General features: G+C 50.5%; 14 protein-coding genes. 4 read left to right on the forward strand and 10 right to left on the reverse strand.

What is annotated here, in order from left to right:
- Window positions 1-271: 271 nt before the first annotated feature.
- On the forward strand, window positions 272-1,096 hold the full coding sequence (locus TW77_RS04530) for a glucosaminidase domain-containing protein (protein ID WP_046003833.1): 825 nt from the start codon (window positions 272-274) through the stop codon (window positions 1,094-1,096).
- Window positions 1,086-1,742, forward strand: a complete 657-nt coding sequence (locus tag TW77_RS04535; RefSeq protein WP_046003783.1) for a DUF2987 domain-containing protein — start codon at window positions 1,086-1,088, stop codon at window positions 1,740-1,742. Before TW77_RS04530 ends, TW77_RS04535 begins: the two co-directional genes overlap by 11 nt.
- Window positions 1,743-1,803: 61 nt before the next feature.
- Here TW77_RS04535 and htpX read toward each other — a convergent pair whose 3' ends face one another.
- Entirely contained in the window at window positions 1,804-2,664 is an 861-nt protein-coding gene (gene htpX, locus TW77_RS04540; RefSeq protein ID WP_046003784.1) for a protease HtpX, read from the reverse strand.
- Window positions 2,665-2,999: 335 nt separating this feature from the next.
- On the opposite strand from htpX, the gene TW77_RS04545 reads away from it, so the two are divergent.
- Window positions 3,000-4,895, forward strand: coding sequence for a DUF294 nucleotidyltransferase-like domain-containing protein (locus tag TW77_RS04545; protein ID WP_046003785.1), 1,896 nt, complete (start codon window positions 3,000-3,002; stop codon window positions 4,893-4,895).
- Window positions 4,895-5,602 carry a 3'-5' exonuclease gene (locus TW77_RS04550; RefSeq protein WP_205623846.1) on the forward strand — a complete coding sequence of 236 codons (708 nt, stop codon included), beginning with the start codon at window positions 4,895-4,897 and terminating at the stop codon, window positions 5,600-5,602. Before TW77_RS04545 ends, TW77_RS04550 begins: the two co-directional genes overlap by 1 nt.
- Before the next feature lie 75 nt (window positions 5,603-5,677).
- Here the strand turns inward: TW77_RS04550 and TW77_RS04555 are convergent, their stop codons facing one another.
- From TW77_RS04555 to TW77_RS04595, 9 genes are all read right to left on the reverse strand, one after another.
- Window positions 5,678-7,255 (reverse strand): BCCT family transporter, encoded by a 1,578-nt coding sequence (locus TW77_RS04555; RefSeq protein WP_046003786.1) that lies wholly within the window; start codon window positions 7,253-7,255, stop codon window positions 5,678-5,680.
- Window positions 7,256-7,657: 402 nt separating this feature from the next.
- Window positions 7,658-8,320 carry a CoA transferase subunit B gene (locus tag TW77_RS04560; RefSeq protein ID WP_046003787.1) on the reverse strand — a complete coding sequence of 221 codons (663 nt, stop codon included), beginning with the start codon at window positions 8,318-8,320 and terminating at the stop codon, window positions 7,658-7,660.
- Between the two features lie 10 nt (window positions 8,321-8,330).
- Window positions 8,331-9,029: a CoA transferase subunit A gene (locus tag TW77_RS04565; protein WP_046003788.1), complete on the reverse strand. Its 699-nt coding sequence runs from the start codon at window positions 9,027-9,029 to the stop codon at window positions 8,331-8,333.
- Between the two features lie 35 nt (window positions 9,030-9,064).
- Complete coding sequence (locus TW77_RS04570) at window positions 9,065-9,973, reverse strand: hydroxymethylglutaryl-CoA lyase (protein WP_046003789.1); 909 nt, start codon at window positions 9,971-9,973, stop codon at window positions 9,065-9,067.
- Between the two features lies 1 nt (window position 9,974).
- Entirely contained in the window at window positions 9,975-11,918 is a 1,944-nt protein-coding gene (locus TW77_RS04575; protein WP_046003790.1) for an acetyl/propionyl/methylcrotonyl-CoA carboxylase subunit alpha, read from the reverse strand.
- A gap of 10 nt (window positions 11,919-11,928) precedes the next feature.
- Window positions 11,929-12,711: an enoyl-CoA hydratase/isomerase family protein gene (locus tag TW77_RS04580; protein ID WP_046003791.1), complete on the reverse strand. Its 783-nt coding sequence runs from the start codon at window positions 12,709-12,711 to the stop codon at window positions 11,929-11,931.
- A 9-nt stretch (window positions 12,712-12,720) separates the two neighbouring features.
- Window positions 12,721-14,328: a carboxyl transferase domain-containing protein gene (locus tag TW77_RS04585; RefSeq protein ID WP_046003792.1), complete on the reverse strand. Its 1,608-nt coding sequence runs from the start codon at window positions 14,326-14,328 to the stop codon at window positions 12,721-12,723.
- Between the two features lie 9 nt (window positions 14,329-14,337).
- Window positions 14,338-15,513, reverse strand: a complete 1,176-nt coding sequence (locus TW77_RS04590) for an isovaleryl-CoA dehydrogenase (RefSeq protein WP_046003793.1) — start codon at window positions 15,511-15,513, stop codon at window positions 14,338-14,340.
- 78 nt (window positions 15,514-15,591) lie between these two features.
- A complete protein-coding gene (locus TW77_RS04595) occupies window positions 15,592-15,984 on the reverse strand; it encodes a MerR family transcriptional regulator (protein WP_046003794.1) in 393 nt (130 codons plus the stop codon).
- Window positions 15,985-16,372: the final 388 nt, after the last annotated feature.

Genomic DNA, 16,372 nt, shown 5'->3' on the forward strand with positions numbered 1-16,372 from the left:
GTTCAGTATATCTACTGAGCGTGCCGGGAAAAAGAAAAACTAATCAAAGCGCTAGGTGATTTTTTGATGTTCAGCCAGGGGCAGCTACGATAGAATGCGGAAATTCGCGTTCAGTGGTAAATTTTGGTATCATTGTCCGCTAATTTGAAAATGAAAGAGCAAAGTACAGCAGGGTTATTCTGTTAGGGATCTTCAGAAAACCTGCGAAGTCACGCCATTTTTCGGGTGTTTTCAGCACTTTGAATTGGTAGTTGGTACTAGTGTGAGGAGAATCATGCGTTTACTAGTTAAAGTTATTATTGTCGCGATTTCAATATTCGCGATTCTGTATCCATTTATCGTCAAACCCCCAGCCCCGACTGAACCTGCGCCCGAACCGGAAGTGACCGTGACGAAACCTCAGGTTAAAGAAGTGGAAAAGCCACTGCACAAGGTAAAGTTGCCGGAGTTTGGCAAAATTCGCGATATTGCCACCAAGAAAAAACGTTTCTTTGATTTCATCAAGCCACACGTTGAAGCGGAGAACGAGCTGATCTTGCAGCAACGTGCCAGCATTGAAATTGCACTGATGATGCTGCAGTTTGAAGAGCCTCTGAGCGACATTCAGCAGCAAAGAATCGAACAGGTGTTCAAACTCTACAAAATAGAGGACGAGACCATCTCTGTTGAGAATCTCAAGCGGGCGCTGCGCAGGGTAGACATCATCCCCAAAGAGCTGGCGCTGATGCAGGCAGCCAATGAATCGGCCTGGGGCACATCCCGGTTTGCACGGATCGGGTTGAACTTTTTTGGTCAGTGGTGTTATCGAAAGGGCTGCGGGATGATCCCAAAACGCCGTGACGATGAAGCGGCTCACGAAGTGGCTGCCTTTCAGTCGGTTCGGGCATCGGTTAAGTCGTATTTTAGAAACATCAATACCCATGATGCCTATAAAGACCTCAGGGCCACGCGTGCTGAGCTGCGCGCGCAGAAAAAGCCGATTGAAGCCACGGCATTGACCGCAGGACTCTTGTCATACTCGGAGCGTGGCGTGCATTATATTGAAGAACTTAACGATATGATCAGACATAACAAGGCTTATTTTGATGAAGAATAGGATGTTGGCACTTTTACTGGGGCTGGCTGGGGCTGCAAGTAGCGTGCAGGCGCAAGAAGAGTTTGTGGTTTCGTATGATGGCTTTTATGACCGCCTCAAGGTGGTAGAAAAGGGCGAGTTTGAGTTTGCCCGGGTTAATTTTTACCTGGTAGACATTGCCTCACTGGCACCGTGTCAGATCCAGTCAGGTAAAATTGTCACAGAAAACACCGAGCAGCCGCTTAATTATACTCAGCAGGCGCAGCTGTTGCTGCCATTTAGTGAGAAGCTCGACAAAGACAAGGCAGTGATAGTCGCACAGCCAAAAAATCCGCAGCACGACTGTCAGATCAAGTTTCAAATTGAGTCTGCGTATTTCACAAATACACATCTGACCAAGCAACGCTTGTATCAGCTGCACCACGAATTTGATGAGTTGTTGTCCGACTTATCTGGCTTTTTTGTCAGCAAGCTCATGGGCTTTTTACTGCCACAGCAAAAGGGCGTCAAGGTAACCTTTGCCAGTGAGCCTAACTTGTCAGCACCGGGTGTTAGCTGCGATAAGCAGGTTTGCCAGTTTGTGGTAACGGATGACTGGGAAAACGACACGGCACGCTTTAATACGTTAAGCGAAGTTGTATCGGTTACGCCCTGGATAGAAAAGTAATCTGCAGTTTAATCTACAAAAAAGGCTTCGCACTGCGAAGCCTTTTCTTTTTAGCTCAGAATCAACGTAGCGCCTGAATACGTTGCTCAAGTGGCGGGTGAGAGGCGAACATCTCAGACAAGCTTTTGCCTGATGCAATACCAAAGGCCATCATTGACCCTTCCAGTTGCGATTCATGGTTATGGCGCAGGCGCTCAAGGGCGGCACGCATCTTATGTGCACCCACTAAATCAGCAGCGCCTTTGTCGGCCGCAAATTCGCGCTGACGGCTGAAGTAAGCCACAATGACGGATGCCAGAATACCGAACAGGATCTGGAAAATCATATCGAAAATAATATACGTCCAGCTCACGCCATTATCTTCTTCGTCACCATTGAGAAAGCCGTCCACCAAATTCGCCAGCACTTTGGCAATGAAAATGACAAAGGTATTGACCACACCCTGGATCAGCGTCAGTGTGACCATATCGCCGTTGGCAACGTGAGATACCTCGTGTGCCAGTACGGCTTCTGCTTCGTCCTGAGTCATATTGTGCAGCAATCCGGTACTGACCGCCACCAGACTGTTGTTTTTACTCGGGCCCGTTGCAAAGGCGTTGATTTCAGGGCTGTCGTAAATGGCCACTTCGGGCATCGCAATACCCACTTGTTTGGCCTGATTGGCAACGGTTTGCACCAGCCAGTGTTCGCTTTCATTACGGGGTTGCTCAATGACATAAGCACCCGTTGATTTTTTCGCGATCCACTTCGACATAAACAACGAAATAAAAGCACCACCAAAACCGAATACACCGGCAATCAGTAACATGCCGCCATAACTGCGGTTAGACAGACCTAACGCAGACATGACGATAGACAGAACAATCCCCAGTACCAGCATGACTGCCAGGTTGGTGATTAAAAATAGCACGATTCGTTTCATCTTAACCTCAAGCTTATACTCAACTTATTGTTTGCAGCCCGCCCAAACCGAACACGGTTTTTACGGTCGGACTCTTTATACTTGCGTACGTTTGCCTACAGCGCCGTGCGGGATCCATTTCCTTCAACACGACGTTTTATCATAGGCTTAGTTGCAGTATTGTCAGCTTCCAAAGCACGCTGTGAATATGATGGCAAACGACCATTATTACAAGTCATACGATAAAAAATTAGTGTGACAAAATATACGCAGAACAAGCCGACTCAGGTGCTTCCCTTGCGTTCATCTGCGCAATTACCCACAATAGTCATAATCAGGGTCATAAAACAGTCATTATGCAAATAGAACACTTTGAGATCATGCAGTTTTTATCTGCACATCCGCCATTTAACGATTTACCCGAAGACGCGCTCAAACAACTTGCCAGTGAGGTTGAGGTTGGCTATTACCGTGCACGCAGTGAAATACTTCATTACGGAGAATCTATCGCTAATTTATATGTGGTGCGCGCCGGTTCGGTGGAGGTATATCGTCGTAATGGTGAGCTTTATAACCGCATTTCAGAAGGGGGCCTGTTTGGTCAGCGCGGCTTGTTGATGAATCGCAAAGTACGTTTTCCGGTGATGGCTTTGGAAGACACCCTGGTTTACTGTATTCCCGTGGCCTTGTTTGAAGCATTTTGTGATGAACACGAGGCATTTGCAGACTTTTTTGAGGCCGATGACAGTGGCGGTTTGATCCAGGCGGTGTCGGATCAGGCCGACAGCAATGACCTGACCACGGCCAAAGTCAGAACCCTGTTACTGCGCGAGCTGGTGTCGGTAGAGCTGACGCGCTCAATTCGCGATGCGGCAAAACTGATGACCGAAGAGCAGGTATCTGCTTTACTGGTGTACGATCCAAGCAAACCGGTCAGTGACGATCCTGAGGATGATGACGGTCAAATTGTCGGGATCCTGAGCGATAAAGACCTGCGTATCAAAGTGGTGGCGGAGGGCTTAGACACCAACCAGCCGGTTGCCACTATCATGACCCGGGAGCTGACCATAGTCGACTCCAACGCCTATGTGTTTGAGGCCATGATGATGATGCTCAGAGACAACCTGCATCATTTGCCTGTGGTGCATAAACGTCGTCCCATTGGTGTGATAGCCCTGTCGGATATTTTGCGCTATGAGTCTCAGAGCAGCTTACTGTTTGTTAAAGGGATCATGGAGCAACAAAGTGTTGAGGACCTGGCGCACTACGCGCAGTCACTGGCCAGTGTGTTTGTGCGTCTGGTCAACGAAGATGCTAACTCACACATGGTGGGCACGGCTATGTCGGTCATTGGCCGCACCATCAAGCAGCGCTTACTGGAGCTGGCCGAAGATAAATTGGGTGAACCGCCGGTGCCTTACTGCTTTATCGCATTGGGCTCAATGGCACGGGATGAGCAGCTTATCGTGACCGATCAGGATAATGCCTTAATTTTGGATGATGCGTTTGAGGCTGATAAACATGACAGCTACTTTGCCGCGCTGGCCAAGTTTGTCTGTGACGGCCTGGCACAATGTGGCTATAAGCTCTGTGATGGCGGCATTATGGCAACCAACCCGCAATGGCGCCTAAGTGCCAGTGACTGGCAGGCTCAGTTTGAAGACTGGATGGATAACCCCAAACCCGAGGCCTTGTTACACAGTTCTATTTTCTTCGACCTGGATGGGGTGTTTGGTCGTACCCAGCTGGCCAGCCGCTTGAGTGAGTTGGTGGCAAAGAAAGCGAAGATCACGCCACGGTTTTTAGCGGCTATGGCCAGTAACTCACTGCGCAGAACCCCGCCGCTGGGCTTTTTTAAAGACTTCGTACTGGAGCAGGACGGTGAACATAAGCACTCGCTGAATATTAAGCGCCGTGGCACCGCGCCGCTGTCCGATTTGGTGCGTGTGCATGCCCTGGCCATCGGCTCTCGTAAACAAAACTCGTTTGAGCGCCTTGAGGACATTAAAGAGGCCCAGCTATTACCACCGGGTAAAGTAGAGGATTTAGAGGCGGCGCTGGAGTATATTGCCATGATCCGTATTCGCCATCAGGCCCGGCAAATAGAGCAGGGTAAACAGCCCGACAACAATATTTTGCCAAAACGGCTATCTGAGTTTGAACAGCGCAACCTCAAAGAAGCATTTGCGGTACTGGACAAAGCGCAAAGCTACCTCAAGATCCGCTACCAGAACAAGGCGATACTCAAGTAATGGCAATGCAAGGCGACATTTTATCCTGGCCAAACCGGTTTGCTCACTTAGCGCGGCAAAGTAGTGATGAGCGGCTCAGGGCATTTTATACCGCGGGCGTACAGGCGCCCGACACGCCAGTGTCTCAGGCTCAGTTCGTGGCACTAGATTTTGAAACCACCGGGCTGAATTATGAAACCGATGACATTGTCAGCGTCGGTCTGGTGCCCTTTGACGCGCGACGAGCCTATTGCCGCGATGCCAGGCATTGGATCTTAAAGCCTTCTACGCCACTGCACAAAGAATCGGTGGTGGTACATCAGATAACCCATTCGCAGGTCAGTGAAGCGCCCGACCTGGACGCCATACTGGAAGAGCTGCTGACTTGTCTGGCCGGTAAGGTCATTGTGGTTCATTACCGCCATATTGAGCGGCCGTTCTTTAATCAGGCGCTAATGCAACGGCTGGGCGAAGGGATTGAATTTCCACTGATTGATACCATGGCGCTGGAACATCGCATTGAAACCAACCGGCTTACGCTTTGGCAGCGGATAAAACGCCAGCCGGTCCCGTCTATTCGCCTGGCCGACAGCCGCAAACGTTATGGTCTGCCTTACTATGTGGCGCACCACGCACTCAGTGATGCCCTGGCGACGGCTGAGTTATTTCAGGCACAATTTCAGCACCACTACACGCAGCACACAGACATCAAGTCGCTGTGGATGTGATCAAACAGAAACAAAAATGGCATGTTAAGAAACATGCCATTTTCAATCCTTATCCTGTTACAGATATACCCTAATTTAGGACTTGGTTTGCTCCGTACGCAGCCCAAGGATCAGGCTCAGACACATCAGCAGCAGCACGACCGTAAATGGCAGACCGGTTGAGATGGCACCCGCCTGCAAGGCTTGTATGGCCTCTGTGCCGCCGATCCACAGCAGCGCCGCAGCGATAGCACCTTCTACCGTGGCCCAGAACACCCGTTGCGGAATCGGGGCATCAATTTTACCGCCGGCTGTAATGCTGTCTATGACCAGAGAGCCTGAATCCGACGAGGTGATAAAGAACACCAGCACCAGTACGATGGCGACAAATGACAAGAGATCGCCCAGAGGCAGTTGTTCAAACATTTCAAACATGGCCAGCGGTACCTGCGTCAGGCCATTTTCGCCCAGTGCACCCACACCAGACTTAACCTGATCTATGGCGATGCCACCGTATACTGACATCCACAAGGTGGTGACTAAAGTCGGGATCAGCAGCACAGCAATGATAAACTCACGAATGGTGCGGCCCTCAGAGACACGTGCGATAAACATACCAACAAATGGTGACCAGGAGATCCACCAGGCCCAGTAAAACACAGTCCAGCCCTGGAACCAGGCTTCGTCGTCACGCCCGTGTGGGTTACTCAGCGGAATGATGTTCTCTACATAGGCCATTATGGTGGTGGGAATATTACCAAGTGCCACGGCAAAGCCGGCCAGCATGACAAACAGCAGCAGAGCAAAAGCGATCAGCATATTAGTGTTACTGAGCACTTTAACGCCCCCTTCAATGCCACGCACCACAGAAATGATGGCCAGCAAAGTGACGCCCACGATCACCATGATCTGCAATCCCAGACCTGCCTCTATGCCAAACACATGCTGGATCCCTGCGCTGGCCTGTTGTGCGCCCAGGCCAAGCGAGGTCGCCAGACCAAATAAGGTGGCCAGTACCGCCAGAATATCTATGATATGACCCGGCCAGCCCCAGGCTCTGTCGCCTAACAAAGGATAGAAAATAGACCGAATAGACAGCGGCAGGCCTTTGTTATAGGCAAAGAAAGCCAGAGAGAGCGCGACGACGGCGTAAATCGCCCAGGGGTGCAAGCCCCAGTGGTACATAGTGGCGCCCATGGCCATTTCCGCAGCTTCAGGTGTATTGGGTACAACATTCAGCGGGGTTTTAAACCAGCCGGTGTAATAGGCCACCGGCTCGGCAACGCCCCAGAACATCAGCCCGATCCCCATACCCGCGGCAAACAGCATAGCCAGCCAGGAGAGGGTGGTGTACTGAGGTTTGGCCGCGTCGCCACCAAGGCGGATTTTGCCATAGGGAGAGAGCACCAGCGCCAGGCAAAACAGCACAAAGAAGTTACCCGACCACATAAAGACGGCATCAAACGCGCCGATGATTTTCCACTTCAGGCCATCCAGTGTTGCTTTTGCTGATTCGGCGTCGCTTACCAGGATTGCAATTAGGAATAATAAGATCAGGCCTGCACTGACGCCAAAAACCGGGTTATGAACATCAAACCCCCATTTTTGTACGTTGTCCTGGCCCACCGTATAGTCAGTATTATCGATACTATACTTATCGTGATTGTCTGCCATTGTTACCTCATAGTTGAGAAATGAAATGGCAAAGTTGTAACACCCGGCTTTGATGCAAACTGCATGCGATGGGTTTATGTTAGTTACAGCGGTAATGGGCACGCCAATGGTTTGCCATTACAATCGTCTTCTTATCGTCCAAAAGACGTTTCGATGTAATTAAGATAAACCGACCAAAACGGGGTATGTGTACCACCTTGCCGAAAAAGTCTTAGTTTATAAGTGTAAGCGCTAGAATATAAAAGTAAATGAATGTGCTATTAACTGAATAAAATCGCACCAATTGAGGGTAAAACAGGTAAAAAAAATCCCTCTTGCGAGGGATTTTGGGTAACTCAGCGCCTTTGGCACTGGGAATGAGGTCGGTACATAGTTGGTGTTTTCGTGTCAGACCGTGTTTATTTAGCTGGCAAACTGCATTTCAGGAACATCGCCATCGACGATAAGTTTGCCTGCAGTTTTGCTGATAATTTCGTCTACACTAACACCCGGTGCGCGCTCTAGCAAATGGAACGCGCCATCTTTCACTTCAAGCACAGCTAAATCTGTGACGATCTTTTTCACACAGTTCACGCCGGTGAGCGGCAGAGTACAAGACTCCAGTAACTTTGAATCGCCGTGCTTGCTGGCATGAGTCATGGTCACTACGATGTTTTGTGCACCTGCAACCAAATCCATCGCGCCACCCATGCCTTTGATTAACTTTTTCGGGATCATCCAGGAGGCAATATTGCCATTCTGATCCACTTCAAATGCACCCAGTACCGTCAAGTCTACATGACCACCGCGGATCATGGCAAAGCTTTCGGCGCTATTAAAAATAGCCGCACCTGTGGCTGCTGTCACGGTTTCTTTACCCGCATTGATCATATCAGCATCGACCTGGTCCTCTGTTGGGTAAGGACCCATACCTAAAAGACCATTTTCAGATTGCAGCATTACCTCGATACCCTGAGGCACGTAGTTGGCAACCAGAGTAGGGATACCAATGCCCAGGTTAACGTAATAACCATCCTGAAGCTCCTGCGCCACGCGCATTGCAATTTGTTCACGATTTAAAGCCATGGTGATCTCCTTACTTACGGGTTGTGACACGTTCGATGCGTTTTTCAAAGCTACCCTGAATTACGCGATTAACATAGATCCCCGGTGTGTGGATCTCGCTTGGTGCCAGCTCGCCCGGCTCGACGATTTCTTCGACCTCGGCAACGGTAATTTTACCCGCCGTTGCAGCCATAGGGTTGAAGTTCATCGCAGTGTGGCGGAATACCAGGTTGCCATAGCGATCAGCCTTCCAGGCTTTAACGATGGCGAATTCGCCAGTGATAGACTCTTCAAGAATGTAAGGACGGCCATCGAATTCTTTGACTTCTTTACCCTCGGCAACTGGGGTGCCATAGCCGGTCGCGGTATAGAAACCCGGGATACCTGCACCGCCTGCGCGCATTTTCTCAGCCAGTGTGCCCTGAGGCGTCAGTTCAACGTCGATAATGCCGTCTAACAGCTGTTGCTCAAACAGGGCGTTTTCACCCACGTAAGAAGCAATGATTTTCTTGATTTGGCGGTCATGAAGCAAAATACCCAAACCAAAGTCATCAACCCCACAGTTGTTAGAAACCACGGTCAGCTCTTTGGTTTGCTTGCGCTTAATTTCTGCAATTAACCCTTCTGGAATACCACATAATCCAAAGCCACCGGCAATAATGGTATCGCCGTCTTTGAGGCCCTCCATTGCTGCTTCATAGCTTGAAACTACTTTATCGAAACCGGCCATTAGCCCACTCCTAGTTGTTCGTTGTTTTTCGGTTGTTATGACTGACAGCTGTTTTTCAGCGCCAGAGACACCTTGCTTACTGGCGCTTTATCCAGCGCCTCACAAATCTGCCAGCCTGCTTTTGCCAGTCTTTCTAAATCAATTCCACTGTCAATGCCAAGTCCTTGCAGCAAGTAAACAACATCCTCAGTGGCAACATTTCCTGACGCGCCCTTAGCATAGGGACAACCACCCAGTCCGGCAACGGCTGAATCTATGGTGGCAATGCCCATTTCCAGTGCGGTATGTATGTTTACCAAAGCCTGGCCATAGGTATCATGAAAGTGCACGGCAAGGCGCTCAGCCGGGATATGTGACAGCAATAAGGTGAGCAACTGCTTAACCTGATTGGCTGTGCCCACCCCTATGGTGTCGCCCAGGCTGATCTCATAGCAGCCCAATGCCAATAATTGTTTACACACCGACAGCACCTGCTCTGGTTCGACCTCTCCCTGATACGGGCAGCCAACCACACAGCTTACGTAGCCTCTGACTTTGATGTTGTTTTTTTGTGCAAGCTCAACCACCGGGCGAAAGCGTTCAATACTTTCTTCAATGGAGCAGTTGATGTTTTTTTGTGTAAAGGCTTCGCTGGCAGCGGTGAAAATCGCAAACTCGTCAACCTGATTGGCAAGCGCCAGTTCGGCGCCTTTGAGATTTGGCGTAAGAGCGCTGATCTCAACGCCATCACGACGCACAAAGCCCTGGATCACATCACTGGAGTCGGCCATTTGCGGCACCCACTTGGGCGACACAAATGCGCCGGCCTCAATGTGTTTCAAACCGGCCTCGGCCAGTGCATTGACCAGCGCAATTTTCGCGTCGGTCGATACACTGGATTCGTTTTGCAGGCCATCACGTGCACCTACTTCAACGATTTTGACCTGGGCAGGATAGTTCGCCATTTCAGGCCTCCTCAACAATCGCAAGCATAGCGCCGTGACTGACCAGCTCGCCTTCATCGAAGCAATAGCTGGTGAGCGTGCCATCAAACGGCGCATTCAGGGTGTATTCCATTTTCATTGCCTCGATAACCACTACAGGGTCGCCTTTGCTCACCTGAGCGCCAACACTTTGCAGGTGTTTCACGACCGTGCCGTTCAGTGGCGCAGCCAATGGTGCTTCCTGATGTTCATGTTCGCTGACGTAGTGCTTCGACTTAAGCGCCACATCAAATTGATAGGGACCGAACATCACTGTGATCTGCTCTTCGGTGATCACCACATCCGCCAGCAAACGTTTACCATCCAGGTTGGCGACCAGGCTATGCCCATCCAGGCGCACATCCATCGTATGGTCGAGGTCCTGATAAAACACTTGCCACTGATTGCCACTGGCTTCGGCTATCACCAGATGGTCGGCAAATGGCAGTACCTGACGGCGCGGCTGATTGAGCTTAAAGCCCGACAGCTGCCACGGCGAGGTGACTTTTTCTGCCTGCTGATGCGCCAGATAGGCCGCACTGGCCAGACAAACCAATAAGTCATTAGGCGCCTGAGATGCTGTCAGCGTTTCGGTTTGGGTGTCAATAAAGTGAGTATCCGGTGCTGTGGTACTGAATGCCGGGTGACCTGCCAGATGATGTAAGAAGGCAATATTGCTCTTCAGACCGGCCAGATGTACCTCTGCCAGCGCACTGCGTAATTTTAATAGCGCAGTACGACGGTCGCGACCGTGCACAATCAACTTGGCGATCATTGGGTCATAGAATGGGCTGATCTCATCACCTTGTTGTACACCGGTATCGATGCGCACACCGTCTTTGGCTTGTGGGAAGCCCAGATGAGACAATACGCCAGAGCAGGGCATAAAGTTTTCCTGCGGATCTTCGGCATAAATACGTGCTTCGAAGCTGTGACCGCTGAGACGGATCTCATCCTGGGTCAGTGGCAGTACTTCATTATTGGCGACACGAATTTGCCACTCAACTAAGTCCTGATCGGTCACCATTTCCGTAACCGGGTGTTCTACTTGCAGGCGCGTGTTCATTTCCATAAAGAAGAACTCGTCACCACAGAGTAAGAACTCAACGGTACCGGCACCGCGGTAATTGATGGCCTGAGCACAGCGCACAGCGGCTTCACCCATTTCACGGCGCAGCTCTGCACTCAGATCCGGGGCAGGAGCCTCTTCTATGACTTTTTGATGGCGGCGCTGTAATGAGCAGTCGCGATCGCCCAGATAAACACAGTTACCATGGCTGTCGGCAAACACTTGTACTTCAACATGGCGCGGCTTATCGACAAAGCGCTCCAGCAGCACCAAGTCGTTACCAAAGCTGGCTGCGGCCTCACGCTTAGCGCCTTCAAGGGCACTGATAAATTCGCTGGCTTCGCGCACTACGCGCATGCCTTTACCACCGCCCCCGTAAGCGGCTTTAATCAGCACCGGGTAGCCCACTTTCTCGGCTTCCTGAGCCAGAAAATCAGTATCCTGTTGCTTGCCGTAATAGCCGGGCACTAAAGGCACATTGGCCTCGGCCATGATCTCTTTGGCGCGGGTTTTTGAGCCCATGGCTTCAATTGAACTGGCCAGCGGACCAATAAAGGCAATATCGGCCTGCTCACAGGCGTGGGCAAAGGCTTCGTTTTCAGACAAAAAGCCGTAACCCGGATGGATACAATCCGCACCGGCACGTTTGGCAACGTCCAGAATACGCTCAGCAACCAGGTAAGAGTCTTTACTTGGCGCCGGGCCAATGTGATAGGCTTCGTCTGCCTGTTGGACGTGCATGGCATTGGCGTCAGCATCGGAGTAAACCGCCACGGTGCTCAGACCCAGGCGCTTGGCGCTGCGCATCACGCGACAGGCGATTTCACCACGGTTTGCTATCAGAATTTTCTTTAACATAGTGTACTCCTTACTTGCTGGCCGCGTTTTGCCAGCCGGGGGCACGTTTGTCGAAAAAGGCGCTCAGGCCTTCCTGTCCTTCTTCGCTAACACGGATCTCTGCGATCCGTTTTGCGGTGTGTGCAATCAGTGTGTCGTCTATGGCATGGCCTGCCACTTCGTCTATCAGTGCCTTGGCATTTTTGACCGCCACCGGGCCATTGTTCAGCAAGGTTTCAATAAAGTGAGATTCGGCACCGGCTAAGTCTTCGGCGATTTCGTGAATAAGGCCCATGTTCAGTGCTTTGTCTGCAGTAAAGATCTCTGCACTGAGGAAATAGCGACGTGCCTGACGCTCGCCAATGGCGCGGATCACATAAGGGCTGATCACGGCGGGGATAAGCCCCAGCTTGACTTCGCTCAGACAGAATTTAGCATCCGGGGTCGCAACGGCGATGTCACAGCACGCAATGAGGCCCAGCGCACCACCAAATGCAGCGCCCTGAACCAGACAAACCGTTGGATGCGGGCTGTTTGCCAGCACTTTCATCAGTTTGGCCAGCTCCATAGAATCAGCGACATTCTCGTCGTAGTTATTACCAGCCATGGACTTCATCCACGCCAGATCGGCACCTGCAGAGAAGTGCTTGCCATTAGTTTTTAAAACCAATGCACGAATATCCAGCTCGTTAGCGTATTCAATACTTTTAATTAGCTCGGCAATGACCTCAGCATTGAAGGCATTGTGCTTTTCCGGGCGGCTAAGTTCCAAAATGGCGACTTTGCTCTTGGTGATATTTAAGGTTACTGACATAGGGCCTCCTTACATCCGGAAAATGCCGAATTTTGAATCCTGCTCTGGTGCATTGGCAGCCGCTTCAAGCGCCAGACCAAGAACCGTACGCGTGTCGGCAGGATCGATAATGCCATCGTCCCACAAGCGCGCACTGGCGTAGTAGGGGTGGCCTTGCTTTTCGTATTGCTCGACAATGGGCTTTTTAAACTCTGCCACTTCTTCATCACTCATCGACTGACCTTTACGTGCCAGACCGTCCTGACGAACCTGTGTCAGTACGCCGGCAGCCTGCTCGCCACCCATGACAGAGATACGGGCATTTGGCCACATCCACATCATAGTGGGTTCATACGCTCGGCCGCACATACCGTAGTTACCGGCACCATATGAGCCACCGATCAGCACGGTAAATTTCGGCACGTCTGCACAAGATACAGCGGTCACCATTTTAGCGCCGTGTTTGGCAATGCCTTCTGCTTCGTATTTTTGACCTACCATAAAGCCGGTGATGTTCTGCAAGAACAGCAGCGGAATGTTGCGCTGGGCACAGAGCTGAATAAAGTGCGCGCCTTTTTGCGCCGACTCTGAGAATAAAATCCCGTTATTGGCGACTATCCCAACTGGATGGCCATAAATTTCGGCAAAGCCGGTAACCAGGGTTTCACCAAAGTAGCGTTTGAATTCATCAAACTGTGAGTCGTCCACGATACGGGCGATGACTTCGCGTACATCAAACGGCTTTTTAAGGTCTGTTCCGACGATTCCGTAGATCTCACGAATATCATATCTTGGTGCTTTGAAGTCTTTCAGTACGGGGCGAACAGGGCGTTGGTGATTGAGGCGGGATACACACTGGCGGGCGATAGACAGCGCGTGCTCATCGTTTTCCGCATAATGGTCAGCAACACCGGATACTTTGCAGTGTACATCGGCACCACCGAGATCTTCAGCGCTGACTTCCTCACCGGTTGCTGCTTTTACCAGTGGCGGGCCCGCGAGGAATATCGTCCCTTGTTCTTTTACTATGATACTTTCATCGGCCATTGCTGGCACGTATGCACCACCAGCGGTACACAGACCCATTACCACGGCAATTTGAGGAATGCCTTTGGCAGACATACGCGCCTGATTATAGAAAATACGGCCAAAGTGTAGTTTGTCCGGGAATACTTCATCCTGCTCCGGCAGGTTCGCACCGCCCGAGTCAACTAAATAGATGCAGGGCAGGTGGCAACGTTCAGCAATTTCCTGTGCGCGCAGATGCTTTTTCACCGTCAGCGGGAAATAGGTTCCCCCTTTAACAGTGGCATCGTTCGCTACTATCATGCACTCCACGCCTTTTACCCGGCCAATACCGGCCACGACACCGGCGCAGGGAATATCTTGCTCATACACACCGAAGGCGGCAAACTGAGAGATCTCTAAAAAGGGAGAGCCCTCGTCAAGCAGGTGCTCAATGCGGTCACGGACAAATAGCTTGCCACGGCTCTGGTGGCGGGCGATCAGCGCTTCACCGCCGCCCATAGACAATGTGGCGACTTTATCATTGAGGTCGGCAACCAAAGACGCCATAGCGTCCTGGTTTGCCTTAAACTGCGGATCATGACTATTAACAGTCGAGTTTAGTACTGTCATGCTGCCTCCTTAGCGGCTTTCGGTGAACAGCTCACGACCGATCAGCATACGGCGGATCTCAGAGGTGCCCGCGCCAATTTCATACAGTTTGGCATCACGCAGTAAGCGTCCGGTAGGATATTCATTGATGTAACCGTTACCGCCCAGCAACTGAATTGCATCGAGCGCCATTTTAGTTGCCAGCTCAGCAGCATACAAAATTGCACCGGCGGCATCTTTACGGGTGGTTTCGCCGCGGTCGCAGGCTTTTGCCACTGTATATACGTAAGAGCGAGCTGCATTCATTTGCGTATACATGTCGGCGATTTTGCCCTGTACAAGCTGGAATTCACCAATAGACTGATTGAACTGCTTACGCTCATGGATATAAGGCACAACCACATCCATACAAGCCTGCATGATCCCAAGCGGGCCACCGGCCAGTACCACACGTTCATAATCCAGACCACTCATCAGGACCTTAACGCCTTCATTATAGTTACCCAGAATATTCTCTTCAGGGACTTCACAATTTTCAAAAACCAGCTCACAGGTGTTCGAACCACGCATGCCCAGTTTGTCGAGCTTCTGTGCAGTAGAGAAGCCGGGGAAGTCTTTCTCAACGATGAATGCCGTGATACCACGTGGTCCGGCTTCTAAATCGGTTTTTGCATAGATCACAAAGACGTCGGCATCCGGACCATTGGTGATCCACATCTTATTGCCGTTAAGAATAAACTTATCGCCTTTTTTCTCGGCTTTGAGTTTCATAGATACTACATCTGAGCCCGAGTTTGGTTCACTCATGGCCAGCGCACCAATGTGCTCGCCGGAAACCAATTTAGGCAGGTATTTTTCTTTTTGTGCCTGGTTACCGTTGCGGTTGATCTGGTTTACACACAGGTTTGAGTGCGCTCCATAGCTCAGTCCGATTGAGGCGCTGGCACGGCTGATCTCTTCCATCGCAATGACGTGTTCCAGATAGCCCATGTTGGCGCCACCAAATTCTTCCGGCACTGTGATACCCAGCAGGCCCATGTCGCCAAACTTAGGCCACATTTCATTTGGGAAGGCATTTTCTTCGTCGGTTTTTTCTGCCAGTGGGGCGATTTCGCTGCTGGCAAAGCTGTTGACGTGGTCACGGATCATGTCCGCGGTTTCGCCCAGGCCAAAGTTAAGTTCTTTATAAAGTGATACTGTGCTCATCTGTAGTTATCCTGTGTGAGAGTTATTCTTGATTAAGCACTCGCCGCGGCTTGCTTTAAGTGCTACATTGCTCAATCACTATTCATCTAAATTCTTTAATGTATCCAGACAGCGGCGCTCCGCTGTTACCAGCTCCATCAGGACCACTTTAATGTCGTCCATTTGCTGACTCAGATCGGCCTTTTTTTCTTCGATCAGTTGCAGCATAGTATGAAGCTGTTTGGCGCTTGATTTATCGGCGTCGTAAAGCTCGAACAAACGACCGGTTTCTGCCAGGGTGAAGCCTAATCGCTTACCACGCAGAATGAGTTTCAGGCGCACTTTGTCACGCTTAGAATAAATGCGGGTCTGGCCATGGCGTTCAGGTGAAAGTAATCCCTGATCTTCATAAAACCGAATACTTCGGGTGGTAATATCAAACTCCTTGGCGAGTTCGCTGATTGAATAAGTTGGTTCTTTGTTGTCTAGCATCGTTTACGCACTTACATCAAAACTGATTTGTCCAATATAAGTGAAGTTTACGTAAAGGTAAAGTATGGCGTTTGTTTCATCCATTGGTCGCATATCGCAACCGCCCATACTGGTCTACTTTAGGTATTCGTTTAGCTTACAGAAGACCCGCTGAGGCACTCCAGATGGTACGTCACACAGCAGTATCGTCGCGTTGTCCGCGACTGAACGGCGAGGAGGACGACACATCGGAAGTCACGCCAGTGGCAACCTCGATGTGCAACTTAACTTTACACTTTCAGAGATCGCAATTTGCTTGATTTTAGATTTACGTTGGCGTAAACGTAAATATTAGGTATGCTCGACGTAAGAGATTACTAAAAGCAAGCAACTTGCTTGTAAACAGGAG

The sequence above is a fragment of the Pseudoalteromonas rubra genome (assembly GCF_000967655.1).
In the GTDB taxonomy this organism is placed as follows: Bacteria; Pseudomonadota; Gammaproteobacteria; order Enterobacterales; family Alteromonadaceae; genus Pseudoalteromonas; species Pseudoalteromonas rubra_A.

Coding starts and splice junctions, on each gene's coding strand:
- TW77_RS04535 (WP_046003783.1), top strand. CDS start 1,086: ATGAAGAATAGGATGTTGGCACTTTTACTGGGGCTGGCTGGGGCTGCA.
- htpX (WP_046003784.1), bottom strand. CDS start 2,664: ATGAAACGAATCGTGCTATTTTTAATCACCAACCTGGCAGTCATGCTG.
- TW77_RS04545 (WP_046003785.1), top strand. CDS start 3,000: ATGCAAATAGAACACTTTGAGATCATGCAGTTTTTATCTGCACATCCG.
- TW77_RS04550 (WP_205623846.1), top strand. CDS start 4,895: ATGGCAATGCAAGGCGACATTTTATCCTGGCCAAACCGGTTTGCTCAC.
- TW77_RS04555 (WP_046003786.1), bottom strand. CDS start 7,255: ATGGCAGACAATCACGATAAGTATAGTATCGATAATACTGACTATACG.
- TW77_RS04560 (WP_046003787.1), bottom strand. CDS start 8,320: ATGGCTTTAAATCGTGAACAAATTGCAATGCGCGTGGCGCAGGAGCTT.
- TW77_RS04565 (WP_046003788.1), bottom strand. CDS start 9,029: ATGGCCGGTTTCGATAAAGTAGTTTCAAGCTATGAAGCAGCAATGGAG.
- TW77_RS04570 (WP_046003789.1), bottom strand. CDS start 9,973: ATGGCGAACTATCCTGCCCAGGTCAAAATCGTTGAAGTAGGTGCACGT.
- TW77_RS04575 (WP_046003790.1), bottom strand. CDS start 11,918: ATGTTAAAGAAAATTCTGATAGCAAACCGTGGTGAAATCGCCTGTCGC.
- TW77_RS04580 (WP_046003791.1), bottom strand. CDS start 12,711: ATGTCAGTAACCTTAAATATCACCAAGAGCAAAGTCGCCATTTTGGAA.
- TW77_RS04585 (WP_046003792.1), bottom strand. CDS start 14,328: ATGACAGTACTAAACTCGACTGTTAATAGTCATGATCCGCAGTTTAAG.
- TW77_RS04590 (WP_046003793.1), bottom strand. CDS start 15,513: ATGAGCACAGTATCACTTTATAAAGAACTTAACTTTGGCCTGGGCGAA.
- TW77_RS04595 (WP_046003794.1), bottom strand. CDS start 15,984: ATGCTAGACAACAAAGAACCAACTTATTCAATCAGCGAACTCGCCAAG.